This window comes from Rhodoferax ferrireducens, from assembly GCF_003347515.1.
In the GTDB taxonomy this organism is placed as follows: Bacteria; Pseudomonadota; Gammaproteobacteria; order Burkholderiales; family Burkholderiaceae_C; genus Rhodoferax.
This window is the reverse complement of the sequence record NZ_QEII01000324.1, coordinates 353,956-376,086: the sequence shown is the minus strand read 5'-3', so window position 1 is coordinate 376,086 and position 22,131 is coordinate 353,956. Positions and strand designations below refer to the sequence as shown.

The following is a 22,131-nucleotide window of genomic DNA, read 5'->3' as shown; positions in this document are numbered from 1 at the left end:
ACCCATGAACGAAACCACCCAACTCCCCGCTCTGCCCGACCATTTGTCAGCGGATCAACGCAGCCCCTTTCACGTCGCTGCCGTGTTCGAGCACGACATCGGTATCCGATTCAATGACAAAGAGCGCGTGGATGTCGAGGAGTACTGCATCAGCGAGGGCTGGGTCAAGGTGCCCGCAGGCAAGGCGCGCGATCGCAAGGGCCAGCCGCTGTTAATCAAGTTGAAGGGCAAGGTCGAAGCGTTTTACCGCTGAGCGACTTGCCCCGAAATCTGTCTGCTTCAGGCGCTTTAGGCGCCTGAAGTTTTTTAGCGTCGTGCGCGACGGTCGTTGCGAATCATCCGCTCCACCTCGTCGCGTAATGTCGCCAGTTCAATTCGCAATTGACGGCGCTCTTGCGGGGTCACGACACCGTCCCGCTTGAAACTGGCCTCGTGACGCGCAATCTCACGCTCCCGGCTGAACAACCGGCGTGCTTCGCGCTGGCTGATACGACCAGAAAGTACACCCTCGTCAATGCGCTGGCTGATGCTGAGCTGGCGATTGTCGATGCCGCTTGTGTTTGCATTGCCGCGTTGTCCTACGACGTCACGGTTAGCCATCATGCGTTCAACGTCGGCGGCAAGGCTGTCCAGTTCTGCCCTCAATTGCTGGCGCTCCTGCGGCGTGGCACTTCCATTCGCTTTGAAGCGGTTTTCACGCGTTTCAATGTCGCGCTCACGTCGATACAGCTCGCGCGCCTCGGACGGCGTGATGTGACCGGAGGCCATGCCTTGCTGGATGCGCGCACTGATCGTTTGCTGCGCGCGGTCAATGGCGGGCGTGCTGGTGTTCTGCGCCATGGCCGGGGAAAGCCCCAGGCCGACGAACATGGCGGACGCCAATAGTGACGCAGTGAAGAGTTTCGATTTCATAAGGTTTCCCCTACTGTGGTTCAGAGAGTTCATTGTTGCCCTGCATGGGTTCATACCGTGTAGGACAAACAGAGGTTTACCCGGTATTGACACCGCGACTTTTGGCCTGCTTCGACCCACAACGAAGCGGCTGTTTGCGCCGGTAAACTTCACACCACACCCCTGCACACCAGACACTTCCCAACGAAGGATCACCGATGGACATCACCTCGCTCGACGAATTGCGCACCCTCTACACCTCACCCCGCGAACGCTCGGTGAAGAAGGAATTGCCGCAGCTGGACGTGCACTGCACGCGCTTCATTGCGCTGTCGCCCATGGTGGTGGTGGCAAGCGCCGGCGACGGTCTGCGCCTGGACGCCTCGCCGCGCGGCGGCGAGCCGGGCTTTGTGAAGGTGCAAGGCAGCAGCACCTTGCTGATTCCCGACTCGCCCGGCAACAACCGACTCGACACGCTGGAAAACATTCTCCAGACCGGCCAGGTCGGCCTGCTGTTTTTGCTGCCCGGCGTGGACGAGACCCTGCGCGTCAACGGCCGGGCGAGCCTGTCCACCCTGGACGCCGACCTGGCGCTGTGCACCGATGCCAAACGCCGCCCCAAGCTGGTGATCCGGGTCACGGTGCAAGCGGTTTACCTGCACTGCGCCAAGGCCTTGATGCGCTCCGCGCTGTGGGACCCGAGCCGCCACGTCAATCGCTCGGTGATGCCCTCCATGGGCGAAATGATGAAGGAGCAGATTGGCGGCGACATTCCAGCAGAAACCCAGGCACAAATGCTGGAACGCTACGCACAGGATTTGTGATAGCTAGCGCGCGTCTTCGTCTGAATAAACCTCGGGTTCATACACCAGCAGATCAGCGGGCTGGCACTGCAGATAGGCGCAGATTTTTTCCAGCGTGTCGAACCGAACGCCCTTGACCTTGCCCTGTTTGAGCAATGACATATTGGCTTCTGTGATGCCGACGTGTTCGGCCAGATCCTTGGATTTGACCTTGCGCCGCGCCAGCATGATGTCAAGTTGAACAATGATGGGCATGGGCTAGACAAAGCGCTCGTTTTCTTCAGCCAGTGCCTGGCCTTGACCGATGACGTCCGCCATCAGCCACACCAGGGCCGCAAAGAACAGCGTGAACAGGTGGTTAGAGCTGAGCCCCACGGCCAGTTGGCGCGTGCCGGGCGGGTTTTGCAAGGTGAGCAAAACCGAAGTCACCGCGCCCGCCACAATGGCGGCAAGCGCCGCCGCCGCCACCCAGCCGGCAAAACGGCGCAGATAACTGGTGGCCTGCGTGGTAAACACCTGGCCCTGCACGAACAATGCAAAACACTGCTTGGCCTGCCAGATCCCCATGAGCAACAGCGCCAGCGGCACCGCCGTGACCGCGGCTGCCGCCACCCGTTGCCATAGTTGCAGCGGCAGTTGCAGGGCACTGGGCTGCAGGTTGCCTTGCACGGCCAGTTCAGGGGCGCTCGCGGTGGCCCAGTAGTAGATCAGGGCCATCGGCAGCAGTGTGATCAGCGCCATGCAGGCCAGCACCATCACGCGACTGAGGCGTTGGATGCGTTGCAGGTGATCGGCTGCGGGTCGGGACAGGGATGCAGACATGAAGGGACCTCATTTTGGCTGAGTTGACAATTTATTTCTGTTTTACGATAATTATTCATCGCACAACAACACTTGTCAACACCCATGAAACGAATTCTCATCCCTCTCCTGCTCAGTGCCTCGCTGCTTGTATTGACCGCGTGCACCGGCGTGCCTTTACGCTCGCTGCCGCGTCTGATGCAAATGCAGAGCGAGTTGCTTGACGCCAACCCGGCCGAGTTCATGGTGGCTTTGCAGGTGGATGCGCGCCTGGTTCCGCCTGCCGGCGCCGTGCCCATGCTGATCATCAAAATGACGCCTCGCGAGCCAGGTGCGTTTGAGGCCATTGACAAAAAACTACCCTTGCAGGTGTCGGTGGCATCGGTATCCACGCTGGGCTTGGCCGCGCCTGCAGCGGGGCGCCGCTGGCTGATTTACAGCCTGCCCGCGCCCACCCAGGCCGAGCTACGGCGCATCCAGGACGTTGTGCGGCAGGCCAAAGCCAACCCGAAGAACAAAGGCGGTGGCAGCCTGAGTGTCGGGGTTGCGCAGGATTCACTGGCCGTGACCGAGCCCGCGCTCGCCAACACCCGCTGGGATACCTGGATGCAAACCAGGCAGCGCGACGGATTTTTTGAAGTGTGGACCGGCACACCGGCCCAATTGCGGAAAATGGCAGCTCAAGATCACTAGTCGCTGCACCCTCACCATGTCCCAACCCGATTTCAGCCCCGCTGCCGAGCGCAACAAGCAGCCCATCCTCGACGTGCTGCGCGAGGTGTTGTCCGAACGCGGCAACGCGCTGGAGATTGCCTCAGGCACCGGCCAGCATGTGGCCTGGTTTGCCGCGCAGCTGCCGCGCTGGAGCTGGCAACCCAGCGACACTTATTCCAGCGCACTGAGCAGCATTGCCGCCTACGTGGCCCAGCAGGGTTTGAGCAATGTGCGCGCGCCTTTGCTGCTGGATGTGATGGCGCCGCACTGGTTGCCCGAGGATGCGCGGTTTGACGCCCCAGTTTTTGACCTGATCTATTGCGCCAACATGCTGCACATCTCACCGTGGGCGACCTGCGCCGCCTTGATGCGCGGCAGCGCCCGGCATCTGGCGCCGGGCGGCGTGCTGGTTACCTACGGGCCGTATCTGGAACACGGTGTGCAGACCTCGGCGGGTAACCTGGCGTTTGACCAAAGCCTGCGCGCGCAAAACCCCGACTGGGGCATACGCTTGCTGGATGAGGTGGCGCAAGAGGCGGCGTGCGCTGGCCTGCGCCTGTCCGCACGCCACGCCATGCCGGCCAACAACCTGTTGCTGGTGTGGACCGTGGCTGAATAGCCAAAGTGCCGAACTAACTTTTGCTACTTATTTAGTAGCTACTTACGCTTATGGCACGAAGGCTAGAGGCCTAAAACCTATAAATTTCAGGGCTTGATTCCGGTGTTCTGACAACGTGCTGCGGCACGCCAGCTCAGGTCCCGATACCGTATTTGCGCAGGCGGATGGCGATGGCCGAGTGCGAGGCGTGCAGCCGCTCCGCCAGCTTGCGGCTGGACGGATATTGCGGATACAGCCGCTGCAGCAAGGCTCGCTCGAAACCGGCGACGGCCTCCTCCAGACTGCCCACATCGTCGGCGGCAGGCACACCGCTCTCGGCGGCTGTGGCGCCGGCCAGTTCGAGGTCTCCAATGTCAATCACGGGCGCCTCACTCAGGGTGACAGCGCGAAAGATAACGTTTTGCAGCTGGCGCACATTGCCCAGCCAGGGGTTGGCCAGCAGCGCGTCGCCCGCCGCCTTGCTCAGGCGCGCGCGCGGCCGCCCGGTCTGGTCGCAGGCGCGCTCCAGAAACACCTGCGCCAGCGGCAAAATGTCCTCGGTGCGTTCGCGCAGCGGCGGCAGGTTGAGTTGCAACACGTCCATGCGAAACAGCAAGTCCTGACGGAAGCCGCCGGTGGCCACCATGTCTTCCAGCGCGCGGTGGGTGGCGCTGATGATGCGCACATCGGCTTTTTGTTCGCGGTCACCACCGACACGGCGAAAGCTGCCGTCGTTCAGAAAGCGCAAGAGCTTGGCCTGCAGATAGGGCGACATCTCCCCCACTTCGTCCAGGAACAGCGTGCCGCCGTCGGTCAGCTCCAGCAGACCGGGCCGGCCGCCGCGCAGCGCGCCGGTGAAGGCCCCGGGCGCATAACCAAACAATTCACTCTCGGCCAGGCTCTCGGGCAGCGCGGCGCAGTTGAGCGCAAAAAAGGGCTGCGCGCTGCGCCGGCTGCCGGCGTGGCAGGCATGCGCCACCAGTTCCTTGCCGGTGCCGGTTTCGCCGCGGATCAACAGCGGCGCATCGACCTGCGCCATGCGCGCCGCGCGCTGCTTGAGCTGGCGAATGGCTGGCGACTGGCCCAGGATGGCCTCGAAGCCGCCGGCGCTGTAGTTCTGCAGGGCGCTCAAGCGCTCGCCAATGCGGTGCGGGGCATGCAGCGTGAGCACGGCGCCGGCGACCGTACCGCTGCTCTCATGCAGCGCCACGGTTTCGAGCAGGTAGCGCTCGCCGCCGATCTGCACCTCGCTCACCGGCAGCCGGTAGCCCTGGCCGATCAGCGCGTCCGCCAACTGCGGGTCGCCGGTCAGTGCCTGCAGCGACATGCCGGCCAGCTGCGATTCGGGCAGGCCGCTGGCGATCACGGCCGCCGCATTGGCCACCATCACCACGCCGCGCCCGTCCACGGCCAGCACCGGGTCGGTCTGCGAGGCCAGCAGCGCGTCCAGGTACAGGCGCCGCCGCGCGCCGGGCAGCATCTCCAGTTCGTCAACCGACTGCACGCCGTCCACTGTGAACAGTTCGCTGCGCAGCGCGGCCATGTCCGGTTCACTCAGCGCCGGAGCTTCAAGATAGATATGGGGCGGGTCGACCTCGACGGCCGAAACATCGAGCGCGCGGCGCGCCAGAGTGGCCAGAATTTCCTGGGCGATGCCGACGCGGTCAGCAAAATAAACATCAATGCGCATGCCGAATTGTATTGAATTAAAGACGGTGTATTTTTTTCAATACAAAAGACGCAAATGCTTGTCACTGCTCATGATTTTGGGAAGAAGTGCGCTGCCAGCGGCGCTACCGTCTTGATTTGCATACAGACGCGTCTGCGGGCGCCGGCAAACTCACGCGCCAAGTCCTTGTTTTCATTGAGTTTTCCAGCTTGCGAACCGGTGGCACGGGCTTTGCGTAGAGCACTGCCATCAGCCCATTGACGCTGCGCCCTCGCGCGGCACCGGGCGTTTTGGAGCAAGAACATGCGCGTACTCATTCTTGGCAGTGGTGTTATCGGCACCACGGTGGCTTATTACCTGGCCCGTGCCGGCCACGAGGTCGAGGTGGTGGATCGCCAGCCCGGCCCGGGCCTGGAGACCAGCTATGCCAACGCGGGCGAGGTCTCGCCAGGCTATTCGGCGCCCTGGGCCGGCCCGGGCGTGCCGCTCAAGGCCATCCAGTGGCTGCTGATGCACCACAGCCCGCTGGTCATCAAACCCATGCTCGACCCCGCCATGTGGCGCTGGGGCCTGTCGATGCTGCGCAACTGCACCGAGGCGCGCTACCGCGTAAACAAGGGCCGCATGGTGCGCCTGGCCGAGTACAGCCGCGACTGCCTGAAGGAGCTGCGCACCGAGATCGGCATCGAGTACGACGACCGGGACCAGGGCACGCTGCAGCTGTTTCGCACGCAAAAGCAGCTCGACGGCACGGCCAAGGACATCGAAATCCTGAAGGAATATGGCGTGCCCTACCAGCTGCTGGACCGCACCGGTTACCTGCAATACGAGCCGGCGCTGGCCGATGTGCAGGACAAGTTCGTCGGCGCGTTGCGCCTGCCGGGCGACGAGACCGGCGACTGCTTCAAGTTCACCAACACGCTGGCCGAAAAGGCCAAGGCGCTGGGCGTGAAATTCCGCTTCGACGTGGACATCGAGAGTGTGGAACGCAGCGGCAAGCGCATCAGCGGTGTGCGCACCGGCGCCGGGCTGCTGACCGCCGACCGCTACGTGCTGGCGCTGGGCAGCTACTCCACGCGCATGCTGGCGCCGCTGGGCATCCGTATCCCGGTGTACCCGGTCAAGGGCTTCTCGATCACGGTGCCCATCACCGATGCGACCAAGGCGCCCGAGTCCACCATCATGGACGAGACGCACAAGGTGGCCGTCACCCGGCTCGGCGATCGCATCCGCGTCGGCGGCACGGCGCAGCTCTCGGGCTTCGACCTGGACCTGACCGAAAACCGGCGCCGCACGCTGGAGTTTGTCGTGGGCGACCTGTTTCCGCAGGGCGGCGATGTGAGCCAGGCCGAGTTCTGGACCGGCCTGCGCCCGATGACGCCAGACGGCACGCCGATCGTGGGGGAGACGCCGATCGACAACCTGTTCCTGAGCACCGGCCACGGCACCTTGGGCTGGACCATGGCCGCCGGCACCGGTCGCGTGATGGCCGACCTGATCAGCGGCCGCCAGCCCGACATCAGCATGGAAGGCCTGACCGTGGCCCGCTACGGCTGAGCTTTTCGCACCTCGCATCACCGCATTCAGCGCCGGCATGACCGGTGCTTCCCTGCTGCATGACAAAACGTGCGGCAGGCACAGCTTCATCTGAATTAACCACAACTACCAGGAGACAAAACGTGGAAACACTCACTTCGATCGTCACGGCGATCAACGACTTCGTCTGGGGACCGCCGATGCTGGTGCTGATCCTGGGCACCGGCCTGTTCTTGCAGCTGCGGCTCAAGCTGATGCCCATCCTGCGCATCGTCACCGGCTTTCGCATGGTCTGGAAAGGCCGCAAACCCGAGGCCGGCGCCGAGGGCGAAATCACGCCCTATGCCGCCTTGATGACCGCGCTGGCGGCCACCGTGGGCACCGGCAACATCGCCGGCGTGGCCACGGCGATTGCCATCGGTGGGCCGGGCGCGCTGTTCTGGATGTGGATGACGGCGCTGGTCGGCATGGCCACCAAATACGCCGAGGTGCTGCTGGCGGTGCATTTCCGCGAAACCGATGACCACGGCGAGCACATCGGTGGGCCCATGTTCGCGATCAAGAACGGCCTGGGGCGCCATTGGGCCTGGCTGGGTGCGGCCTTTGCGCTGTTCGGCGGGCTGGCCGGTTTCGGCATCGGCAACATGGTGCAGTCCAACAGCATCGCCGCCGTGCTCAGTTCCAGCTTTGGCATATCGCCCTGGGTCTCGGGTGCGGTGATGATGGTGCTGACCGGCTTCGTGCTGCTGGGCGGCGTCAAGCGCATTGGCGCGGTGGCGGAGAAACTGGTGCCGGCCATGTGCATTGGCTACATCGTCGCGTCGCTGATTGTGCTGGGCATGTATGCCGATCAGATCCCGCAGGCCTTCGCGCTGATTTTCAAACATGCGTTCACCCCCCTTGCGGCCACCGGCGGCTTCACCGGTGCCACCATCATGCTGGCCATGCGCTACGGCGTGGCACGCGGCATCTTCTCCAACGAGGCGGGTCTGGGCACCGCCGGCATCGCACAGGCCGCCGGCCAGACCAAGAACGCGGCCGAGTCCGGCCTGGTCGGCATGATGGGCACCTTCATCGACACCATCGTCGTCTGCACCATGACCGGCCTGGTGCTGATCGTGACCGGCGTCTGGAACAGTGGCCTGAAGGGCGCGGAACTGAGTTCGAGCGCGTTCGCCACAGCCTTTCCGGGCTTTGGCCAGTATTTGCTGGCCATCGCGCTGGCGGTGTTCGCCTTCACCACGATCCTGGGTTGGGCCTACTACGGCGAGAAATGCTGGGAGTACCTATTAGGCAGCAAGGTCGAAGTGCCTTATCGCGTGCTGTGGACCCTGTTCGTGATGGTCGGCGCGGTCACGCAGCTGGATTTTGTCTGGCTGCTGGCAGACACGCTGAACGCCTTCATGGCCTTCCCCAACCTGGTGTCGCTGGTGCTGTTGTCACCCGTGGTTGCCAAGGTGACGAATGATTATTTTGACCGAAAGGATCTGATATGCGCTCCCTCCACGGTGCCGGTGCGCTGGTAAGCATCGACCTGAATGCCATCTGCGACAACTGGCGGCTGCTGGCCGCCCGGGTGGCGCCGGCCGATTGCGCGGCGGTGGTGAAGGCCGATGCCTACGGGCTGGGCGCCTCGCGGGTCGGCCCGGCACTGGCGGGTGCCGGTTGCAAGCACTTTTTTGTCGCGCATCTGGACGAGGGCATGGCGCTGCGCCCGCATCTGCCGGCGCAGGCCACGGTGTATGTGATGCACGGCGTGCCGCCCGGCGCCGAGGCCGAGTGCGCGGCCCACGGCCTGGTGCCGGTGCTCAACAGCCGCCAGCAGATTGATGCCTGGCGCGATGTGGCGATCAGCCTCGGGCGGCGTCTGCCGGCCATTGTGCAGGTGGACAGCGGCATGGCGCGGCTCGGCCTGTCAGCGCCCGAGTTGCAGCAACTCGCCCGCGAGCCATCGGCCTTCGACGGCATTGCCGTGGCCTACGTGATGAGCCACCTGGCCTGCGCCGACGAGCCGGATCACCCCGCCAACGCAGTGCAGCTGGCGAACTTTGTCGCGGCGCGCCGCCTGCTGCCGGCGGCACCGGCGACGTTCGCCAATTCATCCGGCATCTTCCTGGGCTCGGCCTACCACTTCGAGCTAGCGCGGCCGGGCGCGGCGCTGTACGGCGTGGCGCCCGTACCCGGCAGACCGAACCCGATGCGACCGGTGGTGCGGCTGCAAGGCAAGGTGATCCAGACGCGCACGGTGGCGGCCGGCGCCGCGGTCGGCTACAGCTTCAGCTGGGTGGCGCCACAGGCCAGCCGCATCGCCACGGTGTCGGTGGGTTATGCGGACGGCTACCTGCGCAGCCTGAGCGGACGCGGCGCGGCCTGGCTGGGTGAGACGGAACTGCCGCTGGTCGGAAGGGTGTCAATGGACACGATCACCGTCGAAATCACCGCACTGCCCGAAGGGGCCATCGGCCCCGGCACCCTGCTTGACCTGCTGTCGCCGCAACACACCGTGGATGACGTCGCGGCCCGCGCGGGCACGATTGGCTACGAGATCCTCACCAGCCTGGGGAGCCGATACGAGCGGAGTTATGGATAATCCCCGGCCATGGATCTTTCTGTTTCTCTCTTTCCTCTCGGCTGGCAGCACTATCTGCTGGGCGGAGTGCTTATCGGCACAGGGGCGGCGCTGCTGTTCGTGCTGACCGGCCGCATCGGCGGCATGAGCACGGTGTTCTCAAGCACCTGGTCTTATGTGGTGCGCCGGCCGTTTTTTCAGCAGGGGCGCTTTGTCGATTCGCGCGGCTGGCGGCTGGTGTACGCGCTGGGCTTGATCCTGGGCGCGCTGGTGTGGTGGCTGGGCTTTGCCGGCGGCGTGCGCGAAGCCACGGCGGTGCCGGTCTGGCAGTTGCTGGTGGGCGGGTTCTTTGTCGGCTACGGCGCGCGTCTGGGCAATGGCTGCACCTCGGGTCACGGCATTTGCGGGCTGGGCTCGCTGCAGTGGCCGTCGCTGCTGGCGGTGCTGACCTTCATGGCGACCGCCTTCCTCACGGCCAACCTCGCCGCAAGGTGGCTGGCATGAGCACCGCCAACACGACCCTCCCCAAGTCGCTCGCCACGCTGGCGGCGGGCGCGCTGTTCGGCTTTGGCCTGTCATACGCCACCATGATCCGGCCCGAGGTGGTGCTGAGCTTTTTGCGTTTTCAGGACTTCGGCCTGATGCTGGTGATGGGCGGCGCGGTACTGGTGGTGCTGCTGGTCTATCAGCTGGCGCCCCGCTTGCTGGCCCGGCCGCTGCTGGACGACCACTTCCACAAGCACCCCAGCACATGGAATCGCGACACCCTGGTGGGCGCGGCTCTATTCGGCGTCGGCTGGGGCCTGTGCGGTGTCTGCCCCGGCCCGGCCATTGCCGGCTTGGGCGCGGGCAACTGGGACTTGCTCTGGGCGCTGGCCGGCATTGCGCTGGGCGCGTTGGTGCAGGGGATCAGGGCCAAGTGAAGCCAGCCTTTCTCTACAACTCATACCAAGGAAAAACATGCCTACATACCACATCGAAATGATGGAAGGTCGCACCCTCGAACAGAAGAAAAAGCTGGTGGCAGAAATCACCCGCGTCACGGTGGAAGTGCTGGGCGGCAGCCCCGAATCGGTGGATATTTTGATCACCGACGTCAAACGCGAAAACTGGGCCACCGGTGGCGTGCTGTGGACTGAACCGCGCTCGTAAGCGCTGCGCCAGGGCCTCCAAAGCCCCGCGGCAAGCACAAACCTAGGGTTTACCCTATACTGCAGTGCAGCATAAGTCATTTCTATAGGAGGATTTGCCATGACAAGCTCGACACTGCATTCTCTGAACCTCGCGCCGACGCAACCCTCAAGCGTGGGCGAGGCCTTGCACGGACTGGCCATTGCGGGCCATCGGCTGGCACTGGCACTGTGGGCAGCCGCCGGATCGCGCTTCAGCGCCAGCCAGTCACGGCCCGCCATGACCGCGTTTGAGGAGGCCGAACAACTGCGCGCCTTCGCCGTGGAACAGATCCAGTGCGACCCGCGTTTTGCCGACGATCTGTTCGCAGCAGCGGACCGGCACGAGGAAGCCGCCCGCGCCTGAGGCGAAATCGGTCCCGCGACGCCGGGTGCCGGCACATCTGGCGACCCTTCTTTGCACAATGGCCTTGGCCATTAACACAAGCGATACATGGGGCGCAGACCATGGAGTCTCACTTAACCACAAGGAGACGCACCATGAAATCCACCGCCATTGTTTGTGCCATTGCCGCAGCCAGCCTCAGCTTCAGCGCCCTCTCGTTCGCGCAGGGCAATGACCGGCGCGGGGCGCGCGACGAGCTCCCGCGGGCTGAACAGCAAGGGCCACGCCACTTTGATCAGCGTGAGCAGATGCGCAATGAGCGCCATGACGGACGCCGCGACGACCGCCGTTTTGACAATCGGAACGATCACCGCTTTGACTACCGTGACGCGCGTCGAAGCGAGCACCACTATTACTACAACGCGCGCAGCCCGGACTTCCGGCGCGGCGGCCACATTCCGCGTGAGTTCCGGGACCGCCAGTACTACGTAACGGACTACCGCGCGCACCGCCTGAGCCCGCCCCCGCGTGGCCAACAGTGGGTGCAGGTGGGGCCGGACTATGTGCTGATCGCCATTGCCACGGGCCTGATTGCGCATATGGTGCTCAGCCAGTAAAGACATGGCGCCCGGGGCGGCTCAGGCGGGCCGCACCCGCCAATGGGGAATGCTATGCTGATCGGCCATGAATTTCTCCAGTCCGTCCCGCCTGATTCTGTTCAACAAGCCCTACGGCGTGCTCAGCCAGTTCACCCCTGAAGGGCGCTGGCGCGGGCTGAAAGACTTCATCGACATCCCGGGCGTTTATGTGGCCGGCCGGCTCGATGCGGACAGCGAGGGCCTGCTGCTGCTGACCAACGACGGCAAGCTCCAGGCCCGCATCGCCGACCCGCGCTACAAGATGGAAAAGACCTACTGGGTGCAGGTGGAAGGTATTCCAGACGCGGCGGCGCTGCAGGCCTTGCGCCAGGGCGTGCAGCTCAATGACGGGCCCACCCGGGCGGCCCGAGCCAGTCTGATGGCGCCGCCTGCGCTATGGGAGCGCGAGCCGCCCGTTCGCGTTCGCCAGGCCATCCCCACGGCCTGGGTCGAGCTGGCCATCACCGAGGGCCGCAACCGCCAGGTCCGCCGCATGACGGCGGCGGTGGGCTTTCCTACCCTGCGCCTGATCCGCGCCGCGATTGGCCCCCACACCCTGGACGGGCTGGCGCCGGGCACCTGCCGGGAGTGCGTCGTTCCAGAAGACGGGTGGGCGTCAACCTGATCCAGATTGAAACGTTCTTTACCTTGGGTTAACTGAACTACAACCAAATCCAGCAGTCAAAACGCCATGATTCAAGCTAGACAATTCCCTCAACTTCACGCACAAGCATCATGAAAAAACTTCTTTTACTGTCTGCGGCGATGGTCACAAGCGGGCTGTGCCTGGCACAAGAAGTGGGGCGTGTGATCTCTTCCACACCCATCATCCAGCAGGTCGGCGTGCCCAGAAACGTCTGTTCAACCGAGCAAGTGGTGGTGCAGCAGCCCAGGTCGGGCGCCGGTGCCGTGATGGGCGCCATCGCGGGCGGGGCCGTGGGCAATGCCATCGGGGCCGGTAACGGCAGGGTCGCGGCAACCGCGCTTGGCATTTTTGGCGGGGCAATTCTGGGGGACAGGGTAGAAGGCGCACCCGGAGCACAGGTTCAAAACGTGCAGCGCTGTGGCACCCAGACCTTTTATGAGAACCGGCCAGTGGCCTACAACGTGGTCTATGAATATGCCGGCAAGCAGTACAACGTGCAAATGCCGACCGACCCGGGTCCCACCATCCAGCTTCAAGTGTCGCCCTTGGGCTCCAGTTCAGAAATGGAGGCTCCACCGGTCAACACAAGCTATCAACAGCCGATGTATGTCCAGCCGGCCGAGGTGCTGGTGGCGCCACCCGTGTATCCGGGCTATTACGCCCGCCCTTATTACCCGCCCGTTGGCCTTGAATTCAATTTCGGCTATGGCGACGGGCATCGCGGTCGCCGTCACTGGCGCTGAATCGGGGCGATCCCCCGGGAAAAATCAAACCTGATCGGCCGGCTCCACTGGAGGCACATCGGTTCGTGGCGACGTGTCTGAACGCGCGGCGCGACCGAGGGTGCTCTCGATCAAGCGGTTCAGCTTGTCTGCCGCGCCGGTGACGGCCAGGTACAGGGTTTGCGCGTGGTGGGTGACAGCCATCGGCTGGCGGCCTTCCAGGCGCGCTTCCATCACGCAGCGTTTGTCGGTCTGGCCGCTCTTGTGGCCGTTGTCGTCACTCAGGTGCACTTCCACCCGCGTGATGTGACCCTTGTGGTGGCTCAGGGCGGTGCCCACTTCGCCAGTGGCCCACGCCGCCAGCGCCTCGTGACCTTCAATGTGATGGTCGGTATTGATTTGGATTTGCATACGCCATTATTGACCCGCTACGGTAGCCCGACGTAGGACAAGGAGATATTTACAGACTGCGTGTATCTCCCGCATAAGCCCCCGGACTAAACTGTTGGCCATGTATTTGGACCCCACCCATGACTAACGCGCAGTGGTTCTTGCTCGTAGGCGGTTTGCTGCTGATCCGGGGCCTCACGTCCACCGTGCTCAAGCACTTGCCGGTCACGGCCGCCATTGTGTATCTGGCGGTGGGACTGCTGGTGGGTCCGAGCGTGCTCAATGTGTTTCATTTCAATCCCCTCAAGGAATCGGCGTTGATGGAAGTGCTGACGGAAGTCGCTGTGCTGATTTCCCTGTTTGCGGCCGGGGTCAAAATGCCGGTACCCTTCAGTTTTACCCGCTGGCGCACACCGATTCTGCTGGCGACTGTGTCCATGAGCATCACCGTCGCGCTGATTGCGGCCTTTGCCTGGTATGTGCTGAGCCTGCCCTTGGGTGCCGGCATATTGCTGGGCGCGATCCTGGCGCCGACCGATCCGGTGCTGGCCACCGATGTGCAGGTGCGCCATCCCGGCGACCGCGATTTATTGCGCTTTACCCTGACCAGCGAGGCCGGCATGAACGACGGCAGCGCCTTCCCGTTTGTGATGCTGGGCCTGGGCCTGCTGGGCCTACATGACCTGGGCGATAGCGGCCTGCGCTGGGTCCTGGTGGATGTGCTGTGGGCCGCCGGGGCCGGCGTTGCCATCGGCGTCGTCGGAGGCACTACCCTGGCGTGGCTGGGCTGGAAACTGCGGCGTGAACCGCACAAACATGAACTGATGGACGACTTCCTGGGCCTCGGGCTGATTGGTGTGGTCTATGGCCTGACGGTGCTGGTGAATGCCTGGGGTTTTCTGGCGGTGTTCTTCGCTGCCGTTGCCTTGCGCCAGACCGAGCTGAAACTGTCCCAGGCGACAAATCCAAGCCTGGCGCCCGAAGCCCTGCCTGAGTCCTCTCCCGAGCCCGTGCCCACGGTCAGTCAGGGCTCGCTGGTCTTCAAGGAACATCTGGAACGGCTGTCGGAATTGACCCTGATTCTGCTGGTCGGTGGTTCCCTGTTTCTCACGTCCTGGAGCTGGGAAACGGTGGGGCTGGCCCTGTTTTTGTTCCTGGTGGCGCGCCCGATCAGTGTCCTGCTCGCCCTACTGGGAACGCGCACGGCGTGGCGGATACGCGGCATGACCGCCTGGTTTGGCGTGCGCGGCATCGGCTCGCTCTACTACCTGATGTTCGCCATCCAGCACGGGCTGCCCGAAGCGCTGGCCATGCATTTGATTCAGCTGACACTGATTGTGGTGACGCTGTCCATTCTTCTGCACGGCATCAGCGTCAAACCCTTGATGGGGTATTTCTGGCGCCGCAGCAAACAGATCTCCACGCCCTAGGATTTGCTATATTTTATATAGCTACCTGCGCTTATTCCACGAGAGCTAGAGGCCTAAAATTTATAAATTTACAACATTGATGAGGATCTTGCATGTTGCGAACTCTTAAAGAGCTGTTCAACACCTTCACGACCGCGGCCGCCAGCCCGTCGCCAGCGGAGCGCGAACACGCACTGCAACTGGCGACCGCCGTCTTGCTGGTGGAAGTCATGCGCGCCGACCCCGACATCGGGGCGGCCGAGCGGGAGGCCGTGGTCGCCGCGCTGCGCCAGAAATTTGCGCTCAATGCCGAGGAGCTGGCCCGGCTGGTGGCGCTGGCCGAGCAAACGGCCACACGCGCCTCGGACTACCACGCCTTCACTTCCAGCATCAACGAGCACTTCACGCAGGAGCAGAAGATTCGCATCGTTGAATCGATGTGGCAGGTGGCCTACGCCGATGCGCATCTAGACGCGCATGAAAATCACCTGATCAGCAAAATTGCCGGCCTGCTGCATGTGACCCATGGCGAATACATTGCAGCCAAGATGCGGGCCAAGGAAGCCGCTCACCTGGGCTGAGCACGGGGCCGCGCCGGGCCCGCGCTATCTATCGGCTTCGACCCAGATCCATGGTCCAGTAGAGGCGGTAGGTCGCGGCATCGTTGCGCACGCAGGCCACGCCAATATCACGGTAGCTGGGATTCATCAGGTTCTGGCAATGGCCGGGGCTGTTGATCCAGCTCGTCATGACGCTCTGCACCGAGGTCTGACCGGCGGCAATGTTCTCACCTACGGCGCTCCAGCTGTAACCAGCGGCGGTGATCCGTTGGTCAAAGGTTCTGCCGTCCAGGCTGGTATGGGAGAAATAATTGTTCTTTGCCATGTCCGCGGAATGCCCCGTGGCCGCCGTCAGTAACATGCTGTTCCAATTTAAGGGCGTGGTGGCGGCGTAGGTTTTGGACCCGCACACGGCACCCGCTGCACGCAAGGCATTGACCCGCTGCAATATTTCGGCCTGAATACCGGCCGTGCCATTCAGGCCGCAGCTCGCGTTGGCGGCCGTACCCGTTGGGACTGGCGTGGGCGTAGGCGCCGGTGCAGGTGTCGGTGTGCGGCGTGACCGGTCCATCACGGCATCGGGCGTGAGATCGGCGGTCGAGGCCTGGACCGGCTCAGGCAACGGTGCTGAGGCATTGGTCGAATCGCCATCCGAGCCGCCACCGCAGGCAAACACGGCAGAACACAGGCACAGCACCAGACTTGAACGCATCAAGCGTTCGGATAATTGAACATTCATCGGGAGTACAGAGTTGAGGGATGGGAAGGCCGGATTCTGCTTTGATCAGCCCTCGCCGCGAAAAACTTCTTGTAAGCAAACGTATTAAAAAAAATTCAATGACGCCCCTTGCGGCACCAGCTCGACACCAGGGCGTTCGCCCACAGGAGAATTTGCTCTATATTGCCAGGGGTCCAACGCGCGGAGAACGCCGACCTCAACTCAAACCACCTTGAAAGCACTGCATGAAAGCCATCTGGAACAACACCGTTATTGCCGAGAGTGAGGACACCGTGCTGGTGGAAGGCAACCACTATTTCCCCGAAAGCGCCTTGAAGCGCGAGTTCACCACTTTCAGCAACCACAAAACCTCGTGCGCCTGGAAAGGCCAAGCCAGCTATTACTCGTTGATGGTCAACGGCGACCTCAACACCGACGCCGTCTGGTACTACCCCGAGCCCAAACCCGAAGCCGACATGGTGCGCGGGCGCGTCGCGTTCTGGAAGGGTGTGACGGTGGAATGACCCCGGCGATCAAGCGCCAGCCGGTTGCAGCACCTGATCGGCATCCATGCGCAATTGCACCGCAATGCCGGTCGCTAGGTCGAGGCGGCGCAGCATCCAGGGGCTGAGGTCACTCTCAAAGGGGTCGGGCAAGGTCAGCGGCTCCAGCGATGTATTGGCGCGCGGTGCGCCCGGCGTCGCCAGCGGCTGGCGGGCGGTCAGCGTGGCATCGATGGCCGCGCCGGCCTGCATCAGCGGTGCGCGAATTTGCGCTGGTTGCAAGCGTCCGCGGCGCAGCATCAGCATGGTCTTGACCGACGTCAGCTGCGCCAGCAACTGGTAACTGTGGGCGAGCAGGCGTCCCAGAGGCTCCAGCGGCGGGCGCACGGCACGAGGCTCCGAGAGCGAGCGCTGGGTGGCCTGGACCAGGGCCGAGAGGCTGTCGTAAGCCTCGCGCCGGGCGAGCCGCCACTCCAGTTCGGGCTCGTTGTCCACCGCCTGTAACTGCCCCAGCGCGAGTGCGACACGGGCATGGCGCGCCTGGGCCGCGAGGGCGCGCGCCACCAGGGCCGGAATCTGGCTGCGCTCCCACGAAGGCAGCACATAGCTGAAGGCCCAGGCCAGGGTGACGCCGATCAGCGTATCGGCCACCCGCTCCAACACATCGAAGGCGGGGCTGGTGCCGGCATTGAGCAAGTGGGTTTGCAACAAGCCGAGCACCGTGGCGGCCACGGCGGTGACCAGATAGCGCTTGATGGCAAAGGCGTGGGCCACCGCCTGGGCCAACGTCAGGATCACCAGCAGCGCCAGCAGCGGAACATGGGCGGACAACAGCGCCCCCGCCAGCACGCAGCCCATCAGGGTGCCGAGCACCCGGCTGTTGCGCCGCTCCAGGGTCTGGGCCAGACTGCCGCGCAGCACCACCACGATGGTCAGCAAAATCCAGTAGTCATGCGTGCCCCAGGGCAGCGCCAGCGAGATGGCGTAGGCGGTGCCGATGGCGAGCGCGGCGCGGATGGCATGACGCAGTGGCGGCGCATCCCAGCGCCACATGGCGACAAAAGGCCGCCATGACCAGGTGGTGGGGCTCACGAACATCTGCCAGGTGGTGCGCACCAAGGCCACGTCAGGCTCGGCCTCGCCGCGCGCCAGCGCAATCAAGCGCAAGGTCTCGTCGTTGATATGACCGACGCGGCTGGCCAGGCCCCGGGCCAGCACAGCCGGCGACGGGGCGGTGCCATCGCCTGCAGACGGTGCGTCCTCGGCCCAATGCAGGGAGGCCAGTTGCGGCCCGTGACTTTCAAAAGGCAGTGGCAGGCGGCCATACAACAAGGCATCAGCCAACTGTTCGATCTCTTCGGCCAGCACATCCAGCAGCTCGCGCAACACGTTCAATACCGGCGCGTGGCCGGGGTGGGACTTGAGTGTGTCCAGGTCGAGTTCACAGGCCAGCAAATGGTCGCGCATCTCCAGCACCTGCATCAGCATGCCGGCCAGGCGCTGGCGACGCGGCGTGCGCGGGGACTCCAGCAGGATATTGCGCGCCGCCTGCAACTGGTCGGCCAGCGCGGCCTGCTGTTGCAGCAGCTGGCCAATCAAGGGGGTTCGTCCGCCCTGCTCGCCCGTCGCCACGGGGGTGAACTGCTGCGCCTGGGTGCGCATGAGGCTGGCCAGCGACAGCAATGTGTCCGCCAGCATTTGCACCCGGTAGCGCGCGTTGAGCACGGCATTGGCCAACGTGGCCCAGAGCAGGTAGGCGGCCGCGCCGAGCGAAAAATACAGGCCGGTCGCAAGGACTGTGGTGCTGCTGGCATGGTCCGGCACGGCCATGGAAAACACCATGGCGAACATGACGGAGACCGAAATCGGCAGGCCGCGTTTGCCCCAGGCAGCCGCCAGGAAGGCAATGAAGGTGGCGGGCACCAGCAGCAGGCCCAGGCTCAGGGGATTGGCGTGCAACACCTGCACGGCAATGAACAGCGGCAGGCCGATCAGTGCTGCTGGCAGAAGTTGCCAGAACTTGCCGCGTTTGGGCGCCGGCTGGTCGGGCGGAATGCAGACGACGACCCCAACGGACGCTGCGGCCGCGGCGAAGGCACCCAGAAACAGGTGCACGCTGCCCGAGATCAGCAGCAGGCCCAATGCCGCCGACAAGCCGTTGGCCACGTAGTGACTGAGCACAACCCGCAAGGCGGCCCGGGTGCGGCGTTCAGGGGAAGCAGGTATCGGCATGGTGGGCGAATGGATTGAAACGTTGACGGAGTATCCATGTAAAAGCGGGGTCTGGGCCTGGGCCATCAAGCGCATCGTTGTCACATGGTTTTACAGAAATGCGACTTGCGGAGCCGACTTGCGATTACTAAACTGATTTCACGCTGGCGCACTAGTGCGCCAAGCCTGTTCAGGAGGTCATCATGGCAAAAACCGCAGTCCAGCCCAATGCCGTGGGCTGGTTTGAAATTTATGTAAGCGATCTACCCCGGGCCAAGAAGTTTTACGAGGCCGTGTTCAAACGTCCGATTGAAAACATGGCCGCGGCACCGGGCAATGACGTGCAGATGTGCACGTTCTCGATGAACATGGACGGTACGGGCGCCCCAGGTGCGTTGGTGAAAAGCTCGAAAATGAGGCCAGGCAGCGGCGGCACGCTGGTGTACTTTTCATGTGAAGACTGCGCCGTGGAAGCCGCCCGGGCCAAGGCCAGTGGCGGCACGCTGCTGGAACCCAAAAAGAGCATTGGCGAGCATGGCTTCATTGCCTTCGTGCAGGACACTGAAGGCAACATGATCGGTCTGCACTCCCTCAAATAGCCAATAGCAGATCAGCGAAAGAACGAGTTCGAGTAGGGGTTCGTACGCATTCGAAGTAGCGTTTTTCCGTCTTAAACACTGGAATAATTACAAGGTGCTTGCAAAGCACTCGAATTTATCCAGTAGAAAAGACGGAGACCTATGTCACTCGCCAATTTGAAAGTGAGCACGCGTCTGGGCGCGGGCTTCGGACTTGTTTTGTTGCTGATGGTGCTTTTGCTCACCGTCGGGTTTGTGCAGTTGAACAGTGTTGACCAGGTCGACCGGCAGATTCTGAGCGAGGACTGGAGCAAGGCAGAGGCCAGCGCCACGCTCAACACCGTCGCACGCGAGAGTGCCAGGACAATGATGGTGATGTTCGTCGCCGCCGGTGCAGAGCCGGTGGTCAAGGCGACTGAGCGCCTTGCACCGCATCACCAGGCCCTCAACACAGCCCTGTCGACGCTGGAGCGCTTGGGAGATACGGCGGACGAGAAGAGCCTTTTTGCCAAAATCAAGGAGGCCAGTTCGACCTTTGCAACCTCATCCAACAAGGTTACAGGACTGCTGGAACAAGGCAAGCGCGAGGAGGCGGCAAAGGCCTTGCTCGGCGAAGCCCTGCCGATGCTCGACACGCTTCAGAGCCATGTCAATGCCTTGGCCCTGCTGCAAAAACATCGGCTTGAACAGCGCATTGCAGACACCGACAACAGCACGGCGTCCACGCGCTACCTGATGCTGGGACTTGGGTTTGCGGCCCTGCTGGTGGGTGTGGGCTCGGCCTACGGGCTGATCCGCAGCATTGTGGCGCCGCTGGACGAGGCCATCCTTATTGCAGAGACGGTGGCCTCGGGCGATCTCAGCCAGGATTTCGAATCGACACGCGGAGGCGAGTTCGGCCGCCTGCTGGGTGCCATGGGCACCATGGAAGACACCCTGACCGACCTGGTCGGGCGCATCAAGGAAACGACTGACCCGCTGTCCGCGGCGTCGAGTGAGATTGCCGCCGCCAATGCGGACCTGTCACAGCGCACCGAGGCGCAAGCCTCGTCGCTGAAGGAAACCGCGTCGAGCATGGAGGACCTGAGTGCCACCATCCGGCAGAATGCGGCGCACGCGCATACTGCCAGCGGGCTGGCCGCCAGTGCGTCGGACATCGCGGAACGCGGTGGTGCCGTGGTGGGGGATGTGGTCGTGACGATGGATGCAATCAGCAGCAGCTCGAAAAAGATCGTGGACATCATCGAGGTGATCGAGGGCATCGCCTTTCAGACCAATATCCTGGCGTTGAATGCTGCGGTCGAAGCGGCCCGCGCCGGCGAGCAGGGACGCGGCTTCGCCGTTGTCGCGAGCGAAGTGCGGACACTGGCACAGCGTAGCGCTGAAGCGGCCAAGGAGATCCGCGGATTGATCGGGAACTCCGTGCAACAGGTGGAAAGCGGCACGCGGCTGGTGGGACATGCCGGAGAAACCATGCAGGAAATCGTCCAGTCGGTGAAGCGGGTGACCGACATCCTGGGTGATATTTCGATCGCCTCAGCCCAGCAAAGCAGCGGCGCCGAGCATGTCTCCCTGGCCGTGATGCAGATGGACACTGTCACGCAGCAAAACGCGGCCTTGGTGATGCAAGCTGCCACAGCCGCCACGGCGCTGGCGCAACAGGTGCGCCAGCTGCAGGAAGCTGTAGATCAGTTCAAGGTGTAGGTTCAGCCTGCGGGCTGCTGACGCCCGTCTGGCTGGAGAATGTGCCGCTGAGCAGTTCCGGCAAACGCTGCAGGCCCATCTTGAAACCGCAAGCCTGCGCATGGCCGCCACCGCCCATGCTTTCCGCCAGGGGAATGCAATCAAAGCCGCGCTCCGAGCGCAGTCCCGCCTTGACAACGCCATTCTTGTCGACGCTCCACATCAGTGCAAAAGTGCCGCTTTGCTTGCAAAGCGTTTCGCCCACCAGGCTGTGAAAGACGCCGGGCGCATTGACCATCAGCCCGCTGACGCCATTGAAGACGATGGGTCGCGCCCCCTCGGCAATGCCGGTGGCCAGCTTGCTGAACTTCTCGTCCATGGCCCGGCCACGCTCGATGTAGTTTTCCATCTGCAGGGCATTGAAGGACGCAATCTGATGCCAGCGCGCAAAGTCGAACGGCTCCATGTCCAGGGCCGCCAGAAAGCCGGCGCTCTCGGGGTACTGCCAGACCCAGATGTCGCGGTCTTCCACAAAACGCACCAGATCGGGCACCGGCTGCTCGGGCTGGAAGAATTCCCAGGCCAATCGGGCGCCTGACTTTCGCATGTCGAAATGCACAATGCCGCAGCGGCAGCTAAAGCCGCTCAGCTTGTCGGCGGCGCTCTTGTGGTGGTCAAGCATCACCAGCTTGGCGGCGCGCTCTTCAATGCTGCGCAGGAGTTCCGGTGAAAAGGAAAAATCGAGAATGTAGACGGCGCGCCCCTGCAACGCCGGCAGGTCGTCCACGGACTTGATATCGCCATGGTCCAGGCCCAGAAATTCGGCTTTACCGTCGTAAAACAGCCAGGCCGCGAGGGCCGCCGCAAAACCGTCCGGACAGCTACGCCCGTGGTAGATGACCAGAGGCTGCGGGTCTTTTCTGTCGGGCTTGATCAACAAACACAAGGGAAGAATTGTTTTCATGGAAACCATTGTC

27 protein-coding genes are annotated in these 22,131 nt (G+C 63.3%); 19 read left to right on the top strand and 8 right to left on the bottom strand.

The features are described from left to right. The first annotated feature begins 4 nt into the window (after positions 1-4). Positions 5-253: a DUF3297 family protein gene (locus C5P05_RS32340; RefSeq protein ID WP_114973967.1), complete on the top strand. Its 249-nt coding sequence runs from the start codon at positions 5-7 to the stop codon at positions 251-253. 53 nt (positions 254-306) lie between these two features. Here C5P05_RS32340 and C5P05_RS32335 read toward each other — a convergent pair whose 3' ends face one another. Further along, entirely contained in the window at positions 307-912 is a 606-nt protein-coding gene (locus tag C5P05_RS32335; protein WP_114973966.1) for a hypothetical protein, read from the bottom strand. Positions 913-1,109: 197 nt separating this feature from the next. Between C5P05_RS32335 and C5P05_RS32330 the strand changes: the two genes are divergently transcribed. Beyond that, the gene (locus C5P05_RS32330; RefSeq protein ID WP_114973965.1) at positions 1,110-1,715 is read left to right on the top strand and encodes a pyridoxamine 5'-phosphate oxidase family protein; all 606 of its coding nucleotides are present in this window, start codon (positions 1,110-1,112) and stop codon (positions 1,713-1,715) included. Between the two features lie 3 nt (positions 1,716-1,718). Here the strand turns inward: C5P05_RS32330 and C5P05_RS32325 are convergent, their stop codons facing one another. After that, positions 1,719-1,949: a helix-turn-helix domain-containing protein gene (locus tag C5P05_RS32325; RefSeq protein ID WP_114973964.1), complete on the bottom strand. Its 231-nt coding sequence runs from the start codon at positions 1,947-1,949 to the stop codon at positions 1,719-1,721. Positions 1,950-1,952: 3 nt separating this feature from the next. Then, positions 1,953-2,516 carry a DUF2975 domain-containing protein gene (locus C5P05_RS32320; RefSeq protein ID WP_114973963.1) on the bottom strand — a complete coding sequence of 188 codons (564 nt, stop codon included), beginning with the start codon at positions 2,514-2,516 and terminating at the stop codon, positions 1,953-1,955. An 84-nt stretch (positions 2,517-2,600) separates the two neighbouring features. Here C5P05_RS32320 and C5P05_RS32315 point away from each other — a divergent pair, with 84 nt between their 5' ends. Further along, positions 2,601-3,188: a hypothetical protein gene (locus tag C5P05_RS32315; RefSeq protein WP_114973962.1), complete on the top strand. Its 588-nt coding sequence runs from the start codon at positions 2,601-2,603 to the stop codon at positions 3,186-3,188. A 16-nt stretch (positions 3,189-3,204) separates the two neighbouring features. Further along, positions 3,205-3,828 carry a DUF938 domain-containing protein gene (locus tag C5P05_RS32310; RefSeq protein ID WP_114973961.1) on the top strand — a complete coding sequence of 208 codons (624 nt, stop codon included), beginning with the start codon at positions 3,205-3,207 and terminating at the stop codon, positions 3,826-3,828. A gap of 133 nt (positions 3,829-3,961) precedes the next feature. Here the strand turns inward: C5P05_RS32310 and C5P05_RS32305 are convergent, their stop codons facing one another. After that, complete coding sequence (locus C5P05_RS32305; protein WP_114973960.1) at positions 3,962-5,497, bottom strand: sigma 54-interacting transcriptional regulator; 1,536 nt, start codon at positions 5,495-5,497, stop codon at positions 3,962-3,964. Between the two features lie 282 nt (positions 5,498-5,779). Between C5P05_RS32305 and C5P05_RS32295 the strand changes: the two genes are divergently transcribed. The 10 genes from C5P05_RS32295 to C5P05_RS32250 all read left to right on the top strand — a co-directional run bounded on the left by C5P05_RS32295 (position 5,780) and on the right by C5P05_RS32250 (position 13,123). After that, a complete protein-coding gene (locus C5P05_RS32295; protein ID WP_114973958.1) occupies positions 5,780-7,033 on the top strand; it encodes a D-amino acid dehydrogenase in 1,254 nt (417 codons plus the stop codon). A 179-nt stretch (positions 7,034-7,212) separates the two neighbouring features. Continuing rightward, positions 7,213-8,538: an alanine/glycine:cation symporter family protein gene (locus C5P05_RS32290; RefSeq protein ID WP_198674945.1), complete on the top strand. Its 1,326-nt coding sequence runs from the start codon at positions 7,213-7,215 to the stop codon at positions 8,536-8,538. Next, positions 8,505-9,602, top strand: coding sequence for an alanine racemase (alr, locus tag C5P05_RS32285; RefSeq protein WP_114973956.1), 1,098 nt, complete (start codon positions 8,505-8,507; stop codon positions 9,600-9,602). Before C5P05_RS32290 ends, alr begins: the two co-directional genes overlap by 34 nt. Positions 9,603-9,611: 9 nt before the next feature. Further along, complete coding sequence (locus tag C5P05_RS32280; RefSeq protein ID WP_114973955.1) at positions 9,612-10,085, top strand: YeeE/YedE family protein; 474 nt, start codon at positions 9,612-9,614, stop codon at positions 10,083-10,085. Beyond that, a complete protein-coding gene (locus C5P05_RS32275) occupies positions 10,082-10,504 on the top strand; it encodes a DUF6691 family protein (protein ID WP_114973954.1) in 423 nt (140 codons plus the stop codon). The genes C5P05_RS32280 and C5P05_RS32275 overlap by 4 nt, the downstream gene beginning before the upstream one ends. 37 nt (positions 10,505-10,541) lie before the next feature. Further along, positions 10,542-10,733, top strand: a complete 192-nt coding sequence (locus C5P05_RS32270) for a 4-oxalocrotonate tautomerase (RefSeq protein ID WP_114973953.1) — start codon at positions 10,542-10,544, stop codon at positions 10,731-10,733. Positions 10,734-10,832: 99 nt separating this feature from the next. Beyond that, positions 10,833-11,117 (top strand): hypothetical protein, encoded by a 285-nt coding sequence (locus C5P05_RS32265; protein WP_114973952.1) that lies wholly within the window; start codon positions 10,833-10,835, stop codon positions 11,115-11,117. A gap of 134 nt (positions 11,118-11,251) precedes the next feature. Then, positions 11,252-11,713, top strand: coding sequence for an RcnB family protein (locus tag C5P05_RS32260; protein ID WP_114973951.1), 462 nt, complete (start codon positions 11,252-11,254; stop codon positions 11,711-11,713). 67 nt (positions 11,714-11,780) lie between these two features. Further along, the gene (locus tag C5P05_RS32255) at positions 11,781-12,359 is read left to right on the top strand and encodes a pseudouridine synthase (protein WP_114973950.1); all 579 of its coding nucleotides are present in this window, start codon (positions 11,781-11,783) and stop codon (positions 12,357-12,359) included. 110 nt (positions 12,360-12,469) lie between these two features. Then, entirely contained in the window at positions 12,470-13,123 is a 654-nt protein-coding gene (locus C5P05_RS32250) for a glycine zipper 2TM domain-containing protein (RefSeq protein ID WP_114973949.1), read from the top strand. Positions 13,124-13,147: 24 nt separating this feature from the next. Here C5P05_RS32250 and C5P05_RS32245 read toward each other — a convergent pair whose 3' ends face one another. Further along, positions 13,148-13,513 carry an HPF/RaiA family ribosome-associated protein gene (locus tag C5P05_RS32245; RefSeq protein WP_114973948.1) on the bottom strand — a complete coding sequence of 122 codons (366 nt, stop codon included), beginning with the start codon at positions 13,511-13,513 and terminating at the stop codon, positions 13,148-13,150. 119 nt (positions 13,514-13,632) lie between these two features. Here C5P05_RS32245 and C5P05_RS32240 point away from each other — a divergent pair, with 119 nt between their 5' ends. Both C5P05_RS32240 and C5P05_RS32235 read left to right on the top strand, forming a co-directional pair. Next, the gene (locus tag C5P05_RS32240) at positions 13,633-14,922 is read left to right on the top strand and encodes a cation:proton antiporter (RefSeq protein WP_114973947.1); all 1,290 of its coding nucleotides are present in this window, start codon (positions 13,633-13,635) and stop codon (positions 14,920-14,922) included. Positions 14,923-15,014: 92 nt separating this feature from the next. Next, positions 15,015-15,482 (top strand): TerB family tellurite resistance protein, encoded by a 468-nt coding sequence (locus C5P05_RS32235; RefSeq protein WP_114973946.1) that lies wholly within the window; start codon positions 15,015-15,017, stop codon positions 15,480-15,482. A 28-nt stretch (positions 15,483-15,510) separates the two neighbouring features. Here C5P05_RS32235 and C5P05_RS32230 read toward each other — a convergent pair whose 3' ends face one another. Beyond that, on the bottom strand, positions 15,511-16,173 hold the full coding sequence (locus C5P05_RS32230) for a CAP domain-containing protein (RefSeq protein ID WP_232834749.1): 663 nt from the start codon (positions 16,171-16,173) through the stop codon (positions 15,511-15,513). Positions 16,174-16,424: 251 nt separating this feature from the next. On the opposite strand from C5P05_RS32230, the gene C5P05_RS32225 reads away from it, so the two are divergent. Then, positions 16,425-16,703, top strand: coding sequence for a DUF427 domain-containing protein (locus tag C5P05_RS32225; protein WP_114973945.1), 279 nt, complete (start codon positions 16,425-16,427; stop codon positions 16,701-16,703). Between the two features lie 9 nt (positions 16,704-16,712). Here C5P05_RS32225 and C5P05_RS32220 read toward each other — a convergent pair whose 3' ends face one another. Next, positions 16,713-18,914: an FUSC family protein gene (locus C5P05_RS32220; RefSeq protein ID WP_114973944.1), complete on the bottom strand. Its 2,202-nt coding sequence runs from the start codon at positions 18,912-18,914 to the stop codon at positions 16,713-16,715. A 182-nt stretch (positions 18,915-19,096) separates the two neighbouring features. On the opposite strand from C5P05_RS32220, the gene C5P05_RS32215 reads away from it, so the two are divergent. Then, complete coding sequence (locus C5P05_RS32215) at positions 19,097-19,492, top strand: VOC family protein (protein ID WP_114973943.1); 396 nt, start codon at positions 19,097-19,099, stop codon at positions 19,490-19,492. A gap of 141 nt (positions 19,493-19,633) precedes the next feature. Continuing rightward, positions 19,634-21,175, top strand: coding sequence for a methyl-accepting chemotaxis protein (locus C5P05_RS32210; protein WP_114973942.1), 1,542 nt, complete (start codon positions 19,634-19,636; stop codon positions 21,173-21,175). On the opposite strand, the gene C5P05_RS32205 is transcribed toward C5P05_RS32210, so the two are convergent. Continuing rightward, the gene (locus tag C5P05_RS32205) at positions 21,165-22,118 is read right to left on the bottom strand and encodes a DHH family phosphoesterase (RefSeq protein WP_157979503.1); all 954 of its coding nucleotides are present in this window, start codon (positions 22,116-22,118) and stop codon (positions 21,165-21,167) included. The two genes, C5P05_RS32210 and C5P05_RS32205, sit on opposite strands and share 11 nt — an antisense overlap. Positions 22,119-22,131 lie beyond the last annotated feature (13 nt).